An 18,226-nucleotide genomic window follows, 5' to 3' on the forward strand; every position below is an offset into this window, starting at 1 on the left:
TGTCTGACCCGTCATGCGTATCATTGAAAAGAACGGCGCACTGGTGCGCACGCTCACCCCCGCCGAACAGGTGCTGGTCGAAGGTTTCGTGCAAGGCAGCCTCGACGGCCACCGCTTGCTGCAGGCCAACCAGTGGTTGATGAAAGTGCGCGGCCAGGGCCAGTGGCTGGCCTGCGACTGCCGCACCGACGCTATGCCAGTGATGAACGTGACCCTCAACAGCAGCACCGGCACGCTGTTTTTGAAGAACAACCCGGGCACGGCAGACCATGCGCCCGCGTGCCCCTTCATCAAGGATGAACGCGAGCCGGGCAGCGCCAGCGAGCAGGATGAACCGCCCGCCGCCTGGCTGGCACCGGATGTGCCACTGCGGCTGATCGGCGAGTTCCGCCCCGCTGCCACCGGCCACGAGGGCACCGGCGCTGGCGGCGCCAGCACCCGTAAGGAGCAGCACCGCCTGCTGTCGCTGCTGGTGACCCTGATCGAGGCCTCGGGCCTGAACGTCTACGCCACGCACCTAAAAAAAGACCTGACCCGGCAATTCGCCGAATTGCGCGGCGTGGCCACCCGCTACCCGCTGATCGAGCGGGTGCCGGCCAGCAACTACCTGGAAACGCGCATCGACATTAAGCACATGATGATGCTCAAGGCGCGACTCAAGGACTCCACCGCGTTCGGCAACCAGCGTCGCTACGGGCTGTTGCTGGACTGCGTGGACGAGGTGCGCACGCGCAAGGTGTTCAACGGCCGCAGCGAAAACGGCTTCGACTTCCAGGGCTATCACTGGCTGTGGGGCGGCGCGCGCAGCAGCGGGCCACTGCTGGCGCTGGCGCTGTATTCACCGACCACGGCAGGCAGTCAGTACTACGAAATGATCCACGTGGCCACCGTGCCGGTGCTGTCCAAGGGGCACCTGTTCCCGGTGCTGCGCGAGGAAGAGCGCGAGCCGTTGAAAATGCTGGTGGGGCTGATCGACTGGATGGCCAGCAAGGGCGTCAACGTGGTGATGCGCCGGCCGGTGATTGGTGGCGACGTGATGGATGAGCTGGTGCTGAGCTCGGACCTGGACCGGGTGCTGTCGGTGTCGCTGATGAACCAACCGCTGGGGCCGGAGCCCAGCAGCGATACCTTCAAGCGCCTGGCCGATTTCAAGAGCCTGGACACCTTCCGCAAGTACGTGGCGGGTTTTTTCATGCGCGAGCGTGATTGAAGCAAACGGCCTTTGTAGCAACAACTGTCTTGTGGAGCTACACACTGTGGGAGCGGGCTCTGCCCGCGAACAGGACGCCATGGTGCTTCAGATGCTTCGCGGTGTTCTTTTCGCGGGTAGAACCCGCTCCCACAGGGTGCCCAGCACCCTAGAATGTCCCAGAGTGTACGCCGCGCCTCTGTAGCAGCTGCCGGAGGCTGCGTCACAAGCGGCGCGGTGTGTCAGCCAGTACGCGGCGTCCGTGACGCGGCCTGGCGGCCGCTGCTACAGGTTGTGCAACGCCCACACCCGGGCGATGTCGCGGGCGCGATCGCGCAGCAAGGGTGCTGCGTGACGGCAGGCGTGGTCCAGGGTCATGGGGCCACTGGTAACGGCAAAGGCCGCCGTGACGCCATGGGCGTACATCTGCTCGTAACCTTCACCCAGGGTGCCGGCGATCACCAGCACCGGCACGTTGTGCGCCTGCGCCACGCGGGCCACGCCAAAGGGCGTCTTGCCGCGCAGGGTCTGGGCGTCGAAGCGCCCTTCCCCGGTGATCACCAGATCGGCGCCGGCCACCGCCTTGTCCAGGCCGACAAGCTCGGCCACCACGTCTACGCCCGGACGGAAGGTGGCGCCCAGGAACGCCTTGGCCGCGAACCCCATGCCGCCAGCCGCACCGGCGCCCGGCGACTCGCTCAGGTCCTGGCCCAGCACCTGCGCGCTGTGCTCAGCGAAATGGCCCAAGGCGGCGTCCAGTTGCAACACTTGCTCGGGGCTTGCGCCCTTCTGTGGACCGAATACATGAGACGCCCCGTGCGGACCGCAAAGGGGATTGTCGACGTCAGCGGCGACCTCGAAGCGCACCTGGGCCAGACGCGGGTCCAGGCCGTCCACCGACAAGTGCGCCAGCTGGGCCAGCGCCAACCCACCCTTGGCCAGCGGCTGCTCATCCGCCCCCAGCACCTGCAGGCCCAGCGCCCGCAGCATGCCGGTGCCGGCATCGTTGGTGGCGCTGCCACCGATGGCCAGGATCACCCGCTGCGCACCCGCATCCAGCGCCGCCCCGATCAGCTCGCCGGTGCCGTAGGTGCTGCTGGTGCAGGCGTCACGCTGGTCCACCGGCACCAATTGCAGGCCGCTGGCCTCGGCCATTTCGATGATCGCCGTGGCGCTGTCGGCCAGCCAGCCCCAGCGCGCCTGCACGGGCGTGCCCAGCGGGCCTTCCACGCTCAGGCTGCGCAGTTCACCGTCGCAGGCGGCCAGGATGGCTTCCATGGTGCCCTCGCCGCCATCGGCCATGGGGCATTGCACCAAGTGTGCATCAGGCAGTGCCTGGGCCAGGCCTTCGGCGATGGCGGCGGCGACACCGGCAGCACTCAGGCTGTCCTTGAACGAGTCGGGGGCGATGACGATTTTCATGCAGGCTACTCCGGTTTCTTGTACCACCCATGCTGCCAGTTGCCCGCCGCGCCTGCGCCGGGCCCCTGCACAAGCGCGCCGATGGTTTTGTTGTTCATTTCGACAAAGGCTCGGGCAGCAGGTGCACGCCCAGGTAAAGCGTCAACATGCCCTCCAGGCGGTTGGGGTCGATGCCGCTCAGCTCGGCGATGCGCTCCATGCGGTAGCGCAGGCTGTTGCGGTGGATGCCCAGGGCGTCGGCGCAGGCCTGGCTTTGCCCATCGTGCTCGCACCAGGCGCGCAGGGTGGTCAGCAGTTGGCCGTTGCCGTCCTTGGCGATGACCTTGTGCAACGGCCCCAGCCACTCGTCCAGGCTGTCGTCACTGCGATGGCGCCACAGCATGGCCGGCAAGCGGTAGCGCGCCAGCGTCAGGCAGCGTACGCCCGGGACGATGTCGCGACCGTAGGCCAGCAGGTCACGCACCCAGCGGTAGCCACGGCGCAGGCCCGCCAGATCGTCCGCCGCCTCGCCCAGGGCTACGCGCTGCACCGGCCAGCCTTGCGCCTCCAGCTTGTCCAGCAGGCGTACTTCATCAAAGCTGCTGCCCGCCGGCCGGCACCACAACAGCGAACCCGCCGCCGGGCTGACACACCAGCTGTCCGGGTAACGCCCCTGCAGCCACGTCGCCAGCGCCTCGGTGCTTTGCCCCGCCTTGAGTTCGAACAGGCACGGGGTACGCGACAACTGTGGCTTGAGCCCCATCTGCCGTGCTTCATCAAGCAGACGCGGGGAATCATCGCTGCCCCCCAACAGCAGCGCCAACAGATCATCACTGCGCTGACGGCGCCAATGCTGCTCCACCTGCAGGCGGCGCTGGCCCAGCAGCATCTCGGCGGTCATGCGCACCAGCTCGGCGAAGGTGCGCAACTGCGAGGGCTCACCGGTCAGGCCGAGCACGCCGATCAGTCGGCCATCGAGCATCAACGGCAGGTTGACCCCCGGCTGCACGCCCTTCAGGCACTGCGCCGCCTGGGCATCGAGCTCCACCACCCGCCCATTGGCCAGCACCAGTTGGGCGCCTTCATGGCGGGTATTGATGCGCTCCGGCTCGCCACTGCCCAGGATCAGCCCCTGGCTGTCCATGACGTTGACGTTGCACGGCAGGATGGCCATCGCGCGGTCGACGATGTCTTGGGCAAGGTCATGATCGAGTTCAAACATAGGGTCACTCTTCCTGGTAAACGGGCCAATCGCGTCGGCCTTCTGTAGAGTCGCACAGCTTTGCGACTGCGTCGCTGTGCAAACGCACAAAGACAGCCTCTGCCCCGTCGCTGACACTCAAGCGTGGCTCAAGATAGCCGCAAATAACATAAAAAACAGAGAGATACCCATGTCTACAACCACCGCCCTTGACCACGGCACCCACGGCGTCAGGGACGCTGTGTACCGGCGCATCACCCTGCGGCTGATCCCCTTCATTTTCATCTGCTACCTGTTCAACTACCTGGACCGCGTCAACGTCGGCTTTGCCAAGTTGCAGATGCTCGACGCCCTGAAGTTCAGCGAAACCGTGTACGGCCTGGGCGCCGGCATCTTCTTCATCGGCTACGTGCTGTGCGGCCTGCCCAGCAACCTGGCGCTGACCCGCTTCGGCCCGCGGCGCTGGATCGCGCTGATGATGCTGGCCTGGGGCGGGTTGTCCACGTGCCTGCTGTTCGTCACCACGCCCATGGAGTTCTACACGCTGCGCCTGTTCACCGGCGCCGCCGAAGCCGGGTTCTTCCCCGGTATCGTGCTGTACCTCTCGCAGTGGTTCCCCGATGCCCGCCGTGGCCGCATCATGGCGCTGTTCATGTCCGCCATCCCGGTCTCGGGCCTGTTGGGCAGCCCGTTCTCCGGCTGGATTCTCAACCACTTCGCCGTAGGCCAGCAGGGCCTGGCTGCCTGGCAGTGGATGTTCCTGATCCAGGGCATCCCGACCATGGTGCTGGGTGCGCTGGCCTACTTCCTGCTCAGCGACAGCTTTGCCAAGGCCACCTGGCTGACGGCCGAGCAACGCGCCGTGGTCGAAGCGGACCTGGCCGACGATGCGCGCAACAAGCCTGCACACACCCACGAATCGATCGGTGCGGTATTCGCCACGCCGCTGATCTGGGTGCTGGGCTTCATCTACTTCTGCATCCAGAGCGGCGTGTACGCCATCAACTTCTGGCTGCCGTCGATCATCAAGAACCTGGGCTTCAGCGATGCGCTGGTGATTGGGTGGCTGAGCGCGATTCCGTACCTGCTGGCCGGAATCTTCATGCTGCTGGTGGGCCGCTCGGCGGACCTGCGCAACGAGCGTCGCTGGCACCTGGTGGTGCCGATGCTGATGGGCGCCATTGGCTTGGTGATCGCGGTCAACTTCGCTGCCACCCCGGCCATCGCCATCCTCGGTTTGAGCATCGCCACCATGGGCGCGCTGACGGGGCTGCCAATGTTCTGGCCCTTGCCTACGGCGTTTCTCAGCGCGGGCGTGGCGGCGGGTGGGCTGGCGATCATCAACTCGGTGGGGCAGATGGCCGGGTTCCTCAGCCCCTACATTGTCGGGTTCATCAAGGACCAGACCGGGTCGACCGATGCGGCGCTGTATGCGCTGGCGGGGCTGATCGTGGTGGGTAGCGCCGTGGCCTACAAAGTCGCCAGCAAACGCTGACCCCTGCAGCCTGGCAGCAGCGGCTACAGGTCACGTTTTAGGTGCGCCATGTGGCAGCGTGCAGTACCTTTGCTGAACACTACCGCAAAGGGATGTCACCGATGATCTACCGCGCACTGGGCCACAGTGGCCTGAAAGTCTCCGCCCTGACCCTGGGCAGCATGATGTTCGGTGAGCAGACGCCCACCGAAGAGGCCTTGCACATCATCGACAAGGCCTGGGACCAGGGCATCAACTTCATCGACACCGCTGACGTGTACAACGGCGGGCGCAGCGAGGAGATCGTCGGTGAGGCCATCGCCCGCAACCGCCAGGACTGGATTCTGGCCACCAAGGTGGGCTTCGGCCCCGCCGACGGCGTGCCCAACCGCAGCGGCCTGAGCCGCAAGCATATCTTCAACGGCGTGGAAGCCAGCCTGACCCGCCTGGGCACCGATTACATCGACCTGTACTACCTGCACCGCGATGACCTCAACACCCCGCTGGAAGTGACCGTCAGCGCCATCGGCGACCTGCTGCGCCAAGGCAAGATCCGGCATTGGGGCGTGTCCAACTTCCGTGGCTGGCGCCTGGCCGAAATCGTCAACGTGGCCCAGCGCCTGGGCGTGGACAAACCGGTGGCCAGCCAGCCGCTGTACAACATCGTCAACCGCCAGGTGGAAACCGAACAACTCACCGCGGCCGCCTACCACGGCCTGGGCGTGGTGCCCTTCAGCCCGCTGGCCCGTGGCGTGCTCAGCGGCAAGTACACCCCAGGCGCAGCCCCCGAGGCCGGCAGCCGGGCCGCGCGCCAGGACAAGCGCATTCTGGAAACCGAATGGCGCGACGAGTCCCTGCACATCGCCCGCCAGATTCAGGCGTACACGGCCGCCAAGGGCGTGGGCATCGTCGAGTTTGCCATCGCCTGGGTGTTGAACAATCAGGTGGTGAGTTCGGCCATTGTCGGCCCGCGCACAGAGGCGCAGTGGGATACCTACAGCGGCGCGCTGGAGGTGAAGATCACAGCGGAGGATGAAGCGTTCATCGATGGGCTGGTGACGCCGGGGCATCCGTCGACACCGGGGTACAACGACCCGGGGCATTTCGTCAGCGGCCGGGTGGTGTAAACCCCACCCTCTGTTGTGGGACCGGGCGAAGCTCGGGAAGCCGGCAGCGCGGTGGATCAGGTTATCCGCGTCGCCGGGTTCCCGAGCTTCGCCCGGTCCCACAGGGGGTTACTGCCAGGGCATCAGGCCTTGACGATCCAGCCGGCTGGCGCTTCGACGTCGCCGAACTGGATGCCGGTCAGCTCGTTGTAGAGCTTGACAGTCACCGGGCCCACGCTTTCCAGGCTGTGGAACACGTGCAGCTTGTCGTTGTGCTGGATGCCGCCAATCGGCGAGATCACGGCAGCGGTGCCACAGGCGCCGGCTTCCTTGAACTGGTCCAGCTGGTCGACGAACACGTCGCCTTCCACCACTTTCAGGCCCAGACGGGTTTCAGCCAATTCCATCAGCGACAGGCGGGTGATGCCTGGCAGTACCGAGGGCGATTTAGGCGTGACGAACTCGTTGTTCTCGGTGATGGCGAAGAAGTTGGCCGAGCCCACCTCTTCGATCTTGGAGTGGGTCAGCGGGTCCAGGTAGATGCAGTCGGCGAAGTTGTGCTTCTTGGCATCGGCGCCCGGCAGCAGGCTGGCAGCGTAGTTGCCACCCACCTTGGCGGCACCGGTGCCTTGTGGGGCGGCGCGGTCGTAGGTGGAGATGGAGAAGTTGTGCGGCTTGAGGCCACCCTTGAAGTAGGCGCCCACCGGCACGGCGAATACCGAGAAGATGAACTCGGGCGCGGTGCGCACGCCGATGTTGTCACCCACGCCGATCACGAACGGACGCAGGTACAGCGCGCCGCCGGTGCCGTAGGGCGGAATGAACTTCTCGTTGGCGCGCACCACCTGCTTGCAGGCCTCGATGAACATCTCGGTCGGCACGTGCGGCATCAGCAGGCGCGAGCAGCTGCGCTGCATGCGCGCGGCATTCTGGTCAGGGCGGAACAGGTTGATCGAACCGTCCTTGCAGCGGTAGGCCTTCAGGCCCTCGAAGCATTGCTGGCCGTAGTGAATCGCTGTCGAGCCTTCAGCGATGTGCAGGACATTGTCCTCGGTCAGCGTGCCTTCCTGCCAGGCGCCGTCGCGCCAGACCGACAGAAAGCGCAAATCTGTCTTGATGTAATCGAAACCCAGGTTGTCCCAATTTATGCCAGCGCCGCTCATGATGCCCTCTACAGATGATCGCAAGGATGCAATTCGTTGATCAGGCGACAAAGATACGGCGCCAGCTGGCCTGCGGCAAGCGCGTCTTGGCCGGTTGGCGCCCCTGGGGCTGCAATTAGCTGCGCGAAGGCTCTGCGCCGGACAATAGCTCTGCGGCCAGGCGTCGCAGTATCGGTTCGAATTCAGGCGTGGGCTGGCGCGGCAGCGGGTCAGGTTCGCCCTTGTCGATGGCCTGCCAGTAACGCCACGGCACCTTGGCACTGCCCAGTTCGTAGTCCATGCCGTCCCAGCTGTCTTCGCGGAAGCTGTAGAACGCCCAGTGCAGCTGCGCCTTGTCCAATACGGTCAGCACATCCTCCAGGTACTGGCGACAGCCGGGCAGTTGCCGCATGCAACCAAACTCCCCCACCACCAGGCGCGCTGGCGGCACCCCTGCCCGCTCGGCCCAGGCCAGGGGCTTGTGCAAATAATCGGCAACCCGCTGGGCACCCCAGGTTTGCGTCTGCCCGGCGAACGGCACCGGGCCTGGATAGCCATGGGGCTTGGCGCGCTTGATGTTGGGGGCGCTGGTGGCCTCGTAGGGTTCGTACATGTGCACGCTGTACAGCAGCCGCGAATCGCTCAGCGCGGTGGGCCAGTAGCTGAAGCTGTCGGCTGCGGCGTACCAGCCGGCGTCCAGCATGATGGGCGTGTGCGGGTCGACCTCGCGCACGGCGGCCACCAGGTGCTCGTACAGGGCTGGCAGGTCGCGGGGTGTGCCGCGGTGTTTGGCGTACCAGGCCTGCATGGCCTGGGCATCGGCGTGTTCGGGCAGGCCGCCGTGTTTTTCCGGGGCGGGTTCGTTGATCAGGTTGTAGGCCGCCACGGCGGGATGGTCCTTGAGGGCGCGGGCCAGGTCGCGCCAGTAACTGGCCGACTGGGTCCACCAGGCTTTGTCCTGCCAGAGGCGGTCGTCGAACTGGTCGTTGTTGTTCTGCGACCAGCGCATGCCGGGCAGGGACAGGGGCGTAATGACCACTTTCAGGCCGGCGGCGTGGGCGTGGTCGAGGTTTTGGATGAGGGTGCGCAGGTCGGTGTCGTCCAGGCCCTGGTAGTGGTCGGCGTTGCCTAGCAGGAAGTCGCGTTGGGCGGGTTGCCATTTGTCCCAGGACAGGCGCACCCAGGTGGCCCCGTAGTTGTTCAGGGCCTGGTAGTAGCTGGGGGTGGGGGGCAGGCGGTTGAAGCTGTTGCCGCCGTGGCGGGGGGTGTTCCAGAAGTCGATCAGGTTGGCGGCGGGTGCTGGCAGGGAGACGCAGGCCAGCAGGGCTGCGGTTAGGGTGATGTGCCTCACGGGGGGACCTCGATCAAAAGGGGCAAGGGGTGGCTGGTTTGGGGCGTGAGGTGCGAGAGCAGCGGTAGCGCCTGCTTTTGCCGAGGCTTTTGATTTTGCTTTTGCTTTTGCTTTTGCTTTTGATCTTGCTTTTGCTTTTGCTTTTGCTTTTGCTTTTGCTGTTGCTTTTGATCTTGATCTTGGCCCCGTTAAGCTCAGGCCCGACTGGAGGCGTTGCCCACGCGGCTGCCCGCAGGGCCCTTCGGCGCAGCCGAAGGAAACGGCAGCCCGCCCGCTTCTATAGCGGGTGCCGTTTAGCCGCGTGGGCGACGCCGGAAGGAGGGGACCCGAAGCGCAGCGTAGGGGCCGAGCTGGGGCGAGAATTTTTGGTTACTTTTTTTTCGACTGAAAAAAGTGACCCGGCGTAAGGCCGGAACCGCCGGTGGTCGCACCCGTAGCAATGGATATGCCCGCGAACGAAAAAGCGGGATCCGCAGATCGTGAACATATCCATTATCGAGGATGATGCTGAATCACCTTTCCGCCCTTACGGCGGGTCACTTTTTTCAGTCGAAAAAAAAGTAACCAAAAATTCTCAGCCCCGAGCCCGGTCCCTACGCTCCGCTCCGGGTCCCCTCCCTCCGACGTCGATCAAGCGGACGACGGCCCGGAATAGAAGCGCCTCCGGTTCCGTCTCCTTCAGCTACGCTGAAGGCCGCTTGATCGACGTCTCCGGTCGGCCCTGGGCTCTAACGGGGCATACAATCAAGATCAAAAGCCTCACGGAAGCAAAAGCGGTTTGTGGTGTACTTGAGCGCTGGGCAACTACAACGACACATCAAAAGCTTTGGGCGCCTCGACCTCACGCGGTGAAACAGCCCTGGAAAAACACCCCCAGCCTACCCCACTCCCCCACCCTATCCACCCCCCATCTTGTAACCCCATCCTTCAAGAACAATACGAATCCCGCTGCCCTTCAATCAACGTCAACGCCGCCCCCCACGCCATGTCAATGATCTGCTCCACCCCATCACTCTCAAACTGCCGCGCCGTATGCTCACACACCTGCGGCGACGGAAACACCAGCTTGCTCCCCCCCGCCAACGCCTGAACCTGCGCCTGACAAGCCCGCTCCAGAAAATGAATCTCGTGAAACGCCTCCGCCACGTTGCCGCCCCCCACCAGCAACCCATGGTTACGCAAAATCATCGCCCGATGCGGCCCAAGGTCGGCAATCAGGCGCTCGCGCTCGTCCAGCGACAAGGCAATGCCTTCATAGGTGTGATAGGCCAACTTGCCATAGAACTTCAACGCATGCTGACTGATGGGCAGCAGCCCCTGCTCCTGCGCCGACACCGCAATGCCCGCCGCCGTATGGGTATGGATCACGCACGCCAGGTCCGGCCGCGCCATGTGAATGGCCGAATGGATCACGAACCCCGCCGCATTCACCGGCACCTGGGCACAGGCCGGGTCAACGGCTTTGCCGTACTGGTCGATCAACACCAGGTCACTGGCGCGCATGTGATCGAACAGCACGCCGTAGCGATTAATCAAAAAATGATGCTCAGGCCCCGGCACCCGCAGCGTCAGGTGGGTGTCGATCAGGTCGGTCATGCGCAAATGGGCAATCAGGCGGTACAGCGCAGCCAGGTCGCAGCGGGCCTGCCATTCCACGTCGCTGAAGGTTGCGGGCTTGTTCATGGGCGGTTGCTCCTGGGTTATTTACCCAGAGCCTACCTTTGATTCGGGCTGCCGCCACAACCATTGATGTCGTAATTGGATAGCTATAGGCGCAGGCAAGCATGCACGCATTGGCGAGACACTCACAACTAGGCACTTTTTATTCATACAAAAAGTTTCGCACTATCACACTTCTGACTCAATCAACCCAAACAAACGCTTAACGCATTCGAATCAGCCCTATGCCGGAAGCATTTCATTCCGATTTTTTTACATCTTTTTCATCGCATTCCAACGGCCACCCTTTTAACGTCCGCACCCTGACACACAAGGGCGAATTGTAATATTCGCTTACTAACTTGTTTAATAAATTTTTATTTATCTAACCAGGAGCTTCAACATGGGCCAAGGCCTCAGCGGACAGGTTTCCACGGCAAGCGTTTCCTCGCGCCGCCCGGCATGGGTACGGACCGCGTTCGCCGCCGCTGCCGTGACAAGCATTGCCGCCATGATCATAAGCGCCTTCGACCTGTGGCCGCGCTCGCCCGCCGACCTGGGCAGCGGCAACAACGCTACCAGTGTCGGGCTGCTGCAACATTGGCAAGCCGGCGACCTGGTGGTGCTGGTGCGCCATGCCGAGCGCTGCGATCGCTCCAGCAACCCCTGCCTGGGCCCCGCCGACGGCATCACTCGACTGGGCAGCGAAACCGCCGTCACTGTGGGGCAGGCCTTGAAATCCTTGGGCATGGAGCACACCGACGTGCTCACCAGCCCCAGCACTCGCACCGCCCAGACCTCGCAATTCATGGTGGATCACAGCGTGCCGGCGCCCGCCTGGCTGGGCGAGTGCGACACTTCACTGTTGCAGGACGCCACCGCCCGCAAGGTACCCCAGCGCAATCTGGTCGCCGTGACCCACAGCGGTTGCATCGCTCATGTCGAGAAGCAGTTGGGCTACCCCCATGCCGCGGGCGCGCAGTACAGCAGCGCGCTGTTTCTGGCGCTGGACGAACATGGCAAGGCACGCATTGTCGGGGTCATGAACGTGAATGGCTGGGCCCATGCACTGAAAGAGCTGAACAAAGCCCCAACCCAGAGTAATTTGTAATACAACATTTCATGATGATGATCTACAAACTGCTTACTCTGCAATTGAACTCGTAAATAACACGGCAACAAGGGCGCGCACTTCCAATGCCCCCTGATACTTTCCTGGATCGTTGAAGATGGATATATCACTCCCTCACCTGCGGGTTACACACCCCCAGGCTGCCATTGCGCGCCATGCGTTTGTGATCATGTTCGCGGCGTTTGTGCTGGCGTACGTCCTGCCCCTGCCTTTTCATGGGTTGTGGATACCCGATGAAACCCGCTATGCCCAGATCAGCCAGGAAATGCTGCTGAGCGGGCACTGGGCTTCCCCCCACTTCATGGGGCTGCGCTATTTCGAAAAACCCGCCGGTGGCTACTGGTTCATCGCCCTGGGCCAGGCCATGTTCGGGCAGAACCTGTTTGGTGTGCGCATCGCCTCGGCCCTGGCGCTTGGCGTGAGCGGCGTGCTGGGCTACCTGATGGCTGGGCGCCTGTGGCAGGTGCCAGGCAAAAGCCTGGCCTGCGCGCTGGTGTACATGAGTTTTGGCCTGATTGCAGGTCAAGCCGGCTACGCCAACCTGGACCCGCTGTTTACCCTCTGGGTGAACCTGAGCCTGGTGGCCCTGTGGTATGCCCTGGGCTGCACCGGCAGACGGGGTCGGGCATTAGGCTGGGCGGCGGTGGGCCTGGCCTGTGCCATGGGCCTGATGACCAAGGGCTTCCTGGCATTGCTGCTGCCGGTATTGGTGGCGGTGCCGTACATGGCCTGGCAGCGTCGCCTGGGCGAATTGATCGGCTACGGGCTGATCGCGGTCGTGGTGGCTACCCTGCTGACCCTGCCCTGGGCGCTGGCCATCCACCAACAGGAACCTGATTTCTGGCGATTCTTCTTCTGGCACGAGCACGTGCAACGCTTCGCCGGCGCCAACGCCCAGCATGCCCGCCCCTTCTGGTTCTTCCTGCCGATCATCGTGGTCAGCAGCCTGCCCTGGGCGGTGTTGCTGCCCAAAGCGTTCGCCCAGGGCTGGAAGCAGCGAGGCACCCCAGGCATCGCTTTCCTGCTGCTGTGGTTCACTTTGCCCCTGGTGTTCTTCAGCCTGAGCCGCGGCAAGCTGCCGACCTACATCATGCCGTGCCTGCTGCCCCTGGCCTTGTTGATCGGCCATGCGCTGATCGACTGCGTGCAACAAGGCGCAGGCCGCTGGCTGCGGGCCAATGCGCTGTTCAACCTGATAGTGGGCAGCGTGGCCCTGGTGGTGCTGGCGGGCCTGCAGATCAAGCGCCCGCTGTACATCGATGAGCCGCTGCACCTGACGCTGATCACCCTGGCCCTGGGTACCTTCGTGCTGGCCAACGCCGTGGCGGCGGCGCGCCCGCTGCGCTGCTACCTGGCCCCGGCGCTGGCCATGCTGGTGCTGGTGGCCGCGTTGCCCGCCGCCGTGCCCAACAGTATCAGCGACAGCGAAACGCCCGACACCTTCACCGCCCAGCACCTGGATGCACTGCGCAAGGCCGACACCCTGGTCAGCAACGAACTGGGCGCTGCCTCCGGCATGGCCTGGCACACCGCGCGCCCTCACGTGGTGTTGTACAACGTGATCGGCGAGGCGCAATACGGGCTGGAGTACCCGGATGCCCAGGGCCGCGCACTGGACATGGACACGATCAACCCCTGGCTGGCCCGCCAGCGCGAACACGGCTCGGTGGCGATGCTGCTGCGGGTACGCTCCGACACCGAGAAGCGCGAACTGGCGATACTGCCTACCGACTACACGCGCTACGACCGGGGCGAGATGACCTTGCTGTTTTACCCGGCCAAACCGGCTGCGCCCGCCCCGTAGCCGCTGCCGTCAGGCTGCGCGGGCCACGAGCCTCGCTGAAGCTCTGCGGGGTTCACACTGGCCAGCGCAGCCTGACGGCAGCGGCTACCGAGTCCGGGGCTAGAAATACACCGTTGCCTTGACCGTATCGCTGTAGGTATCAGGCACCGGCACGGCCTGTACCGGCACCCGCCCGTACACCGTCAGCGACTGCGCCACCCCGCTGCCGGTACCGGTGGCCATGCTGGTGCTGGCCGTGCCATCCCCCCAGGGCGTGGCATAGGCATTGTCCGTGTACAGTTGGTAACTGACCTTGCCGCCGCTGGTGGCCCCCACCATCTGCCGGGCACCGACGCTGCCGGCCGTGGTCCCGCCGTCCAGCGCCACCTCATAAGCGTCGCCGTTGGTGCATTGCACGCTGATGGTGGCGGTGGAGGTCACAGCGGTCTTGAGCAAGGTGTTGCTGCCAAAACTCAGGGGCGTGGTGGTGATGTTGCAGTTGTTGACCACGGTGGCGGTGATCGCAAAGGGAAAGCGCACGGTCTGCGCGGTCATCGACGCGCAGGTGGGGGTGATCAGTTGATAGAACTGATAGTCCAGCCGGGTGTAGGCGCCGGTGAAGTTCTCGGTGTACACCGTGCTGCTGTTGCTCACCGTGGGCACCGTGGTCTGCCCGGCCGGCACCTTGCCGTAAATCGTGGCGCTGCTCGAGGCGCTGACGCTGACCAGCGCCAAGCTGCTGCTCAGGGTCATCGACAAGGGCGTGCTGGCGCTGCTGGTGGCCGTGTCCCCCAAGATGGTCGAGTAGGCCGAATCGGTGTACAGGTTGTAGTTGAGCAGGTTGCTGCCGTTGAGCAGGCTGCGCGGCGCCGAAGTGCTGGAGCCATCGCCGGTGCCCACGTTGGCGCACACCAGCACGTTGCGCAACAGCGTGGCGGCGTCCCAGGTGCAGGTCACCGTGATGGTTCCGGTAGCGGTGGTGGCGACGTTGGCGATCGGGCTGATGCTGCCAAAGGCAATCGTCGAGCCGCTGGCGGTGCAGCTGCTGGCCTGGGCCTGGGTACTCAGTGCGGCCAACAGCAACAGCAGCCCCAATAACAGCGTTTTCATGGCACACCCTCGGCAAGCGGCAGGCACTGCAGCGGCCCCAGGGTGGGCAGCGTGGTGCCGGTCGGCGGTTTGAATGGGAAGGTCACACGGCAATGCACGTGATCGCCATCGACCTGCAAATGATTGAGCGGCGCAAGCCCGGCCACAAATGTCAGGCCGTCATAGCCCACCACCGTGCTGGCCCCGCTTTCCACATGCCGCACCCGCAGGCCCGCCGGCAGCAGCACGCCCTTGCCGTCCTGGAGGATGATCGAGGCGGCCAGGTACGGCGTAATGCCGAACTTCACCAGCACCCCGGAACGCGACTGTGGCACCACGGCCCGGTCGGTGGCGGCGATCTGCACATTGGCGGGCAAGCCCAGGCTGTCGATGGACACCCGGTTGTTGCGGTAGGCATCCAGGTCCGGCACCAGAAAATGACCACTGCTGTCGGTGGTGCCGATCTCGCGGTTCTCGTGGATCACCGGGATGCCGGCCACGCCGTCGGTGGACACCAGCGCGAAACCGTCGCCGATGCGCCGCGCGGTGGCGACCGTGCCGTCCATCCATACCATCGCGCCGGTGGTGTCCACCGCCCACAAGGTGCTGCCGTCCACCTGTTGGGCGCTGGCGGTGACCTGCGCGTGGTTGCCCAGGTACTGCACCTGGGCCAGCTGATAATCGCTGCCCCCGCCGCCACTGCCCTGCGCCCCCCAGCCCCAGCCACCGGCGTAGTCCGGTGCCTGGGCGGCGCTGGTGGTGTAGCTGGCCTGCTTGTTCTGCAGGCTCACGCTGCTGCTGACCGAGGTGCGCTCGCCCAAGGCGTAGCTCAGGCTTACCGAAGCGCCACGCGAGGTGGGGGCGCGCACGTCCTGGTACAGGCTCAGGTTGATCGACAGGCGATGGGACAGGCTCAGTGAATGGCCCACGCTGACCAGATGGGAGGCGCCACTGCTCGGCACCTTGTAGCCCACGTAACTGAGCGACAGGCTCTGGTTGCTGGCCACGGGCAAGGTCAGGGTCACGCGGTCGCTGATACTGGGCACCGGGGAGCCGTCGCGGGCGGCCAGGTCGCCGTAGTTGCCCAGCGTACGCTGGGTCTGGGCCGACAGGCTGAAGCGCGGCGTGATGTATTGATACCCCAGCGCCCATTGCTGCCCGGCCATGCCGGCGCTGCTGGCCAGGGAGGCATTGACCACACCGCGTTGCCCCAGGCGATACAACGCGCCGACGCCGGCGTTGTACACCCCGCCGGTCACCTCGCCATGCCCCTCCACGGTCAAGGCATCGCTGAGGCCGTAGCGCACCGACGCACTACTCGCCGTGCGCGGCGAATAGTCGAATGAGGCCACGCTGTAGTCATGCCGCAGGTAGCCCAGTTCCAGCGAGTAACTGGACAGCCCCGGCGCCATCAACCGGGTGTCCACGTACAGCGGCACCGAGGTGGTCACCGAGCGCCCCAGGGCGTCGCGGCTGACCACCGTGGCCTCGCCAGCGCCGCTGATGCCCGGCACCATCTGGTCGATGATGTACGGCCCGCTGCTGACCGAACCGCTGTACTGCTGAATACCGTTGACGTACAGGCTGACCGCCGACGGCACCACCGCCGAGCCGCTGTAGGCGGGCAAGGGGAAAGTCACCAGGTCCGGGCGCAGGGCGAAGTCGCTCTTGTACTGCACGCCGCCCAGGCGCACGGAACGGGTCCAGTCCAGCGAGCCACTGATGGTGTCGCCCAGCGCCCAGGTGTTGAGGGTGTCGGGGTTCGAATGGCTCCAGTTGGTGTCGTAGCGCACATAGTGCTGTTGGGTGCTGGTCGGGTACGAATACGCGGTGCCGGTGTTGCTGAACACGCCATGGGGGTCGAACAGCCGCTCTTCGCTCCAGAAAGCCAGGCGGTTGCCGCTGTCGTCGTGGGAGGCGTAGGCGTCGTAGTTCAGCACCAGGCCGCGGCCCACGGCGCTGGGCGTGGCGCGCCCGGTGCGGGCCTGGTTGAGGCGCTGGGCCTTGCGCAGGTTGTCACTGACGCGCAGGTCCACCGTCTGCTGGGCGGCGTCGTAGTGCCAGGTCACGCCCGGCAGATCGTCCAGGCGCACTTGCTGGCGGGCCCCTACCCCCAGCGCGGCCAGGTCCAGGCCCAGGTCGTCAAGGGATTGCCCGTCGGTGCTCAGGCGCCCGCCGTCGTCCTGAAAGTGCGCCACCGTCTGGGTGGGCTCGCCGTTGAGGTCCACCTCCAGGTACAGGTCGCTGGCGGCCGCTGCCCGGCCCATCATCAGGCACACCAGCAGGGCGAGCGCACGGTAGCGCCGATCATCCAGGCTCACTCACCCTGTCTCAACCCTCGCCCGCCACCTTGAAGGTGGTGGGCTCGCCGTCCAGGTTGACCTTGATCAGCAAGGGGCCTTCGAGCCTTGCGGCGCCATTGGCGGGCAACGGCCATTGCCGTATGTGCCCGGCCAGGGCATAGCCCAGCAGGCCCTTGCTGACCTGCAGGGTCTTGCCGGCGGCGTCCTGCAAGGTCAGGGCGCCGACCTGGGTGTGGCGCTGGCCGTGATTGTCCAGGCGCAGCAGCCACTGGCCGTCCTGGCGCAACACCTGCCAGCTCAGGGCAGTCGCCGCAGACGTGGCCGGGGCAACGAACACCGGCACCGAGTAGCGCATGCGAATCGCCACGCCCACGTGCTTGTCGGTGCCCGGCGGCGGGATCTCGTCGATCAGCAGGCGGTAGCTCTGCTCCACCGCCGGGTTGCCGGGCTGCACCCGCACCAGGCGGATCAGTTGCTGGCCACGGCCGGCCAGTTGAATGATCGGCGGGCTGGCCACCACCTCGGGGCTGGGGCTGAGCACATCGCCCTGGGTGTCCTGGTCCCAGCGGAACACCCGCACCTGGCCGTACACCGGCGTGTCGCCGGGGTTGTTCAGGGCCAGGCCGGCGGCGTTCTGGCCCGGGGCGAAGTCGATCTTGACCGGCGATACCTGCAGGGTTGCCGCCTGCGCGCACGGCAGCGCCAACGAGGCCAGCAGCAGGCCCCACAACGTGTGGTGGAACGAGGTCATGCCCAGGTACTCCGTGGGTCAGAAGTAGACGGTGGCCGTGACGGTGGCGTTATAGGTGTCGGGGGTGGGGGTGGTCTGGGTGGGCACCTGGCCGTAGACGGTCAGGCTCTGGGCGCTGCCGGTACCGGTGCCGGCCACGGTGTCGGTGCCTTGGGTGTTGCCCCAGTTGGTGCTCAGCGCCGAATCCTGCATCAGCTTGAACGACACCGTGCTAGTGGTGTTGCCCGTGGCGGTACCGGCCATCAGCCGCGTGGTGGTGGTGGAACTGGTAACGGCGCCGGCGTTGAGGCCGATGTTGTACGGCGTGCTGTTGCTGCACGTGACCGACAGCGTGGTACTGCCGGTGACCGCCGTGCTCAGCAGCCCGGTGCTGCCAAAGGCCAGGGCATTGGCCGACACGGTGCAACTGGCGGTGATGGTCAATGACACCAGGAACGACGAGGTGGCCGTGCCATTGGAATAGGTTGCTGCCTGCCCTGGCAGCACGGTGACGCTCAACAGCAGTCCGATTGCAGCGGCCAATCCTTTCATGGAGCCTCCGGCGCGTGGTGTGTCTTCCCTTCACGGGAAAAACTATGCGCCTGCGGGGGGCGTGGGAGTATTTCGACTTTGTAGGGGATGGCGGGGTACGGCGATACACGATTT

At 65.0% G+C, this 18,226-nt stretch carries 14 protein-coding genes; 5 read left to right on the plus strand and 9 right to left on the minus strand.

Going from position 1 to position 18,226, the window contains the following annotated elements; all coding sequences use genetic code 11:
• Nucleotides 1–13: 13 nt before the first annotated feature.
• The gene (locus ACZ9GA_RS15335; protein ID WP_457361870.1) at nucleotides 14–1,210 is read left to right on the plus strand and encodes a hypothetical protein; all 1,197 of its coding nucleotides are present in this window, start codon (nucleotides 14–16) and stop codon (nucleotides 1,208–1,210) included.
• A 264-nt stretch (nucleotides 1,211–1,474) separates the two neighbouring features.
• Here the strand turns inward: ACZ9GA_RS15335 and ACZ9GA_RS15340 are convergent, their stop codons facing one another.
• Nucleotides 1,475–2,611, minus strand: coding sequence for a glycerate kinase (locus ACZ9GA_RS15340; RefSeq protein WP_457361869.1), 1,137 nt, complete (start codon nucleotides 2,609–2,611; stop codon nucleotides 1,475–1,477).
• A gap of 94 nt (nucleotides 2,612–2,705) precedes the next feature.
• Nucleotides 2,706–3,812, minus strand: a complete 1,107-nt coding sequence (locus ACZ9GA_RS15345; protein ID WP_457361868.1) for a sugar diacid recognition domain-containing protein — start codon at nucleotides 3,810–3,812, stop codon at nucleotides 2,706–2,708.
• 169 nt (nucleotides 3,813–3,981) lie between these two features.
• On the opposite strand from ACZ9GA_RS15345, the gene ACZ9GA_RS15350 reads away from it, so the two are divergent.
• Both ACZ9GA_RS15350 and ACZ9GA_RS15355 read left to right on the plus strand, forming a co-directional pair.
• On the plus strand, nucleotides 3,982–5,286 hold the full coding sequence (locus ACZ9GA_RS15350; RefSeq protein WP_457361867.1) for an MFS transporter: 1,305 nt from the start codon (nucleotides 3,982–3,984) through the stop codon (nucleotides 5,284–5,286).
• A 101-nt stretch (nucleotides 5,287–5,387) separates the two neighbouring features.
• The gene (locus ACZ9GA_RS15355; RefSeq protein ID WP_457361866.1) at nucleotides 5,388–6,392 is read left to right on the plus strand and encodes an aldo/keto reductase; all 1,005 of its coding nucleotides are present in this window, start codon (nucleotides 5,388–5,390) and stop codon (nucleotides 6,390–6,392) included.
• A gap of 122 nt (nucleotides 6,393–6,514) precedes the next feature.
• Here the strand turns inward: ACZ9GA_RS15355 and ACZ9GA_RS15360 are convergent, their stop codons facing one another.
• The 3 genes from ACZ9GA_RS15360 to ACZ9GA_RS15370 form a co-directional block, all read right to left on the minus strand.
• Nucleotides 6,515–7,534, minus strand: coding sequence for a branched-chain amino acid aminotransferase (locus ACZ9GA_RS15360; protein ID WP_457361865.1), 1,020 nt, complete (start codon nucleotides 7,532–7,534; stop codon nucleotides 6,515–6,517).
• Nucleotides 7,535–7,649: 115 nt separating this feature from the next.
• A complete protein-coding gene (locus ACZ9GA_RS15365) occupies nucleotides 7,650–8,795 on the minus strand; it encodes a glycoside hydrolase family 5 protein (protein ID WP_457363717.1) in 1,146 nt (381 codons plus the stop codon).
• A 996-nt stretch (nucleotides 8,796–9,791) separates the two neighbouring features.
• A complete protein-coding gene (locus tag ACZ9GA_RS15370) occupies nucleotides 9,792–10,547 on the minus strand; it encodes a class II aldolase/adducin family protein (RefSeq protein WP_457361864.1) in 756 nt (251 codons plus the stop codon).
• Nucleotides 10,548–11,034: 487 nt separating this feature from the next.
• On the opposite strand from ACZ9GA_RS15370, the gene pmrG reads away from it, so the two are divergent.
• Both pmrG and arnT read left to right on the plus strand, forming a co-directional pair.
• On the plus strand, nucleotides 11,035–11,634 hold the full coding sequence (gene pmrG / locus ACZ9GA_RS15375; protein ID WP_457361863.1) for a lipopolysaccharide core heptose(II)-phosphate phosphatase PmrG: 600 nt from the start codon (nucleotides 11,035–11,037) through the stop codon (nucleotides 11,632–11,634).
• A gap of 118 nt (nucleotides 11,635–11,752) precedes the next feature.
• Complete coding sequence (gene arnT, locus ACZ9GA_RS15380) at nucleotides 11,753–13,459, plus strand: lipid IV(A) 4-amino-4-deoxy-L-arabinosyltransferase (RefSeq protein ID WP_457361862.1); 1,707 nt, start codon at nucleotides 11,753–11,755, stop codon at nucleotides 13,457–13,459.
• A 99-nt stretch (nucleotides 13,460–13,558) separates the two neighbouring features.
• On the opposite strand, the gene ACZ9GA_RS15385 is transcribed toward arnT, so the two are convergent.
• The 4 genes from ACZ9GA_RS15385 to ACZ9GA_RS15400 are packed head-to-tail and all read right to left on the minus strand — an operon-like array spanning nucleotide 13,559 to nucleotide 18,112.
• Entirely contained in the window at nucleotides 13,559–14,548 is a 990-nt protein-coding gene (locus ACZ9GA_RS15385) for a Csu type fimbrial protein (protein ID WP_457361861.1), read from the minus strand.
• Nucleotides 14,545–16,848 (minus strand): fimbria/pilus outer membrane usher protein, encoded by a 2,304-nt coding sequence (locus ACZ9GA_RS15390; RefSeq protein WP_457361860.1) that lies wholly within the window; start codon nucleotides 16,846–16,848, stop codon nucleotides 14,545–14,547. The genes ACZ9GA_RS15385 and ACZ9GA_RS15390 overlap by 4 nt, the downstream gene beginning before the upstream one ends.
• 10 nt (nucleotides 16,849–16,858) lie before the next feature.
• Nucleotides 16,859–17,581, minus strand: coding sequence for a fimbrial biogenesis chaperone (locus ACZ9GA_RS15395; RefSeq protein WP_457361859.1), 723 nt, complete (start codon nucleotides 17,579–17,581; stop codon nucleotides 16,859–16,861).
• A gap of 18 nt (nucleotides 17,582–17,599) precedes the next feature.
• Nucleotides 17,600–18,112 carry a Csu type fimbrial protein gene (locus ACZ9GA_RS15400; RefSeq protein ID WP_457361858.1) on the minus strand — a complete coding sequence of 171 codons (513 nt, stop codon included), beginning with the start codon at nucleotides 18,110–18,112 and terminating at the stop codon, nucleotides 17,600–17,602.
• Between the last annotated feature and the right edge of the window lie 114 nt (nucleotides 18,113–18,226).

The organism is Pseudomonas sp. TE3644 (genome assembly GCF_056278815.1).

Bases quoted from the DNA above. Each gene is read 5' to 3' on its own strand.
- ACZ9GA_RS15335 (WP_457361870.1), top strand. From the start codon at position 14: ATGCGTATCATTGAAAAGAACGGCGCACTGGTGCGCACGCTCACCCCC.
- ACZ9GA_RS15340 (WP_457361869.1), bottom strand. From the start codon at position 2,611: ATGAAAATCGTCATCGCCCCCGACTCGTTCAAGGACAGCCTGAGTGCT.
- ACZ9GA_RS15345 (WP_457361868.1), bottom strand. From the start codon at position 3,812: ATGTTTGAACTCGATCATGACCTTGCCCAAGACATCGTCGACCGCGCG.
- ACZ9GA_RS15350 (WP_457361867.1), top strand. From the start codon at position 3,982: ATGTCTACAACCACCGCCCTTGACCACGGCACCCACGGCGTCAGGGAC.
- ACZ9GA_RS15355 (WP_457361866.1), top strand. From the start codon at position 5,388: ATGATCTACCGCGCACTGGGCCACAGTGGCCTGAAAGTCTCCGCCCTG.
- ACZ9GA_RS15360 (WP_457361865.1), bottom strand. From the start codon at position 7,534: ATGAGCGGCGCTGGCATAAATTGGGACAACCTGGGTTTCGATTACATC.
- ACZ9GA_RS15370 (WP_457361864.1), bottom strand. From the start codon at position 10,547: ATGAACAAGCCCGCAACCTTCAGCGACGTGGAATGGCAGGCCCGCTGC.
- pmrG (WP_457361863.1), top strand. From the start codon at position 11,035: ATGATCATAAGCGCCTTCGACCTGTGGCCGCGCTCGCCCGCCGACCTG.
- arnT (WP_457361862.1), top strand. From the start codon at position 11,753: ATGGATATATCACTCCCTCACCTGCGGGTTACACACCCCCAGGCTGCC.
- ACZ9GA_RS15385 (WP_457361861.1), bottom strand. From the start codon at position 14,548: ATGAAAACGCTGTTATTGGGGCTGCTGTTGCTGTTGGCCGCACTGAGT.
- ACZ9GA_RS15395 (WP_457361859.1), bottom strand. From the start codon at position 17,581: ATGACCTCGTTCCACCACACGTTGTGGGGCCTGCTGCTGGCCTCGTTG.
- ACZ9GA_RS15400 (WP_457361858.1), bottom strand. From the start codon at position 18,112: ATGAAAGGATTGGCCGCTGCAATCGGACTGCTGTTGAGCGTCACCGTG.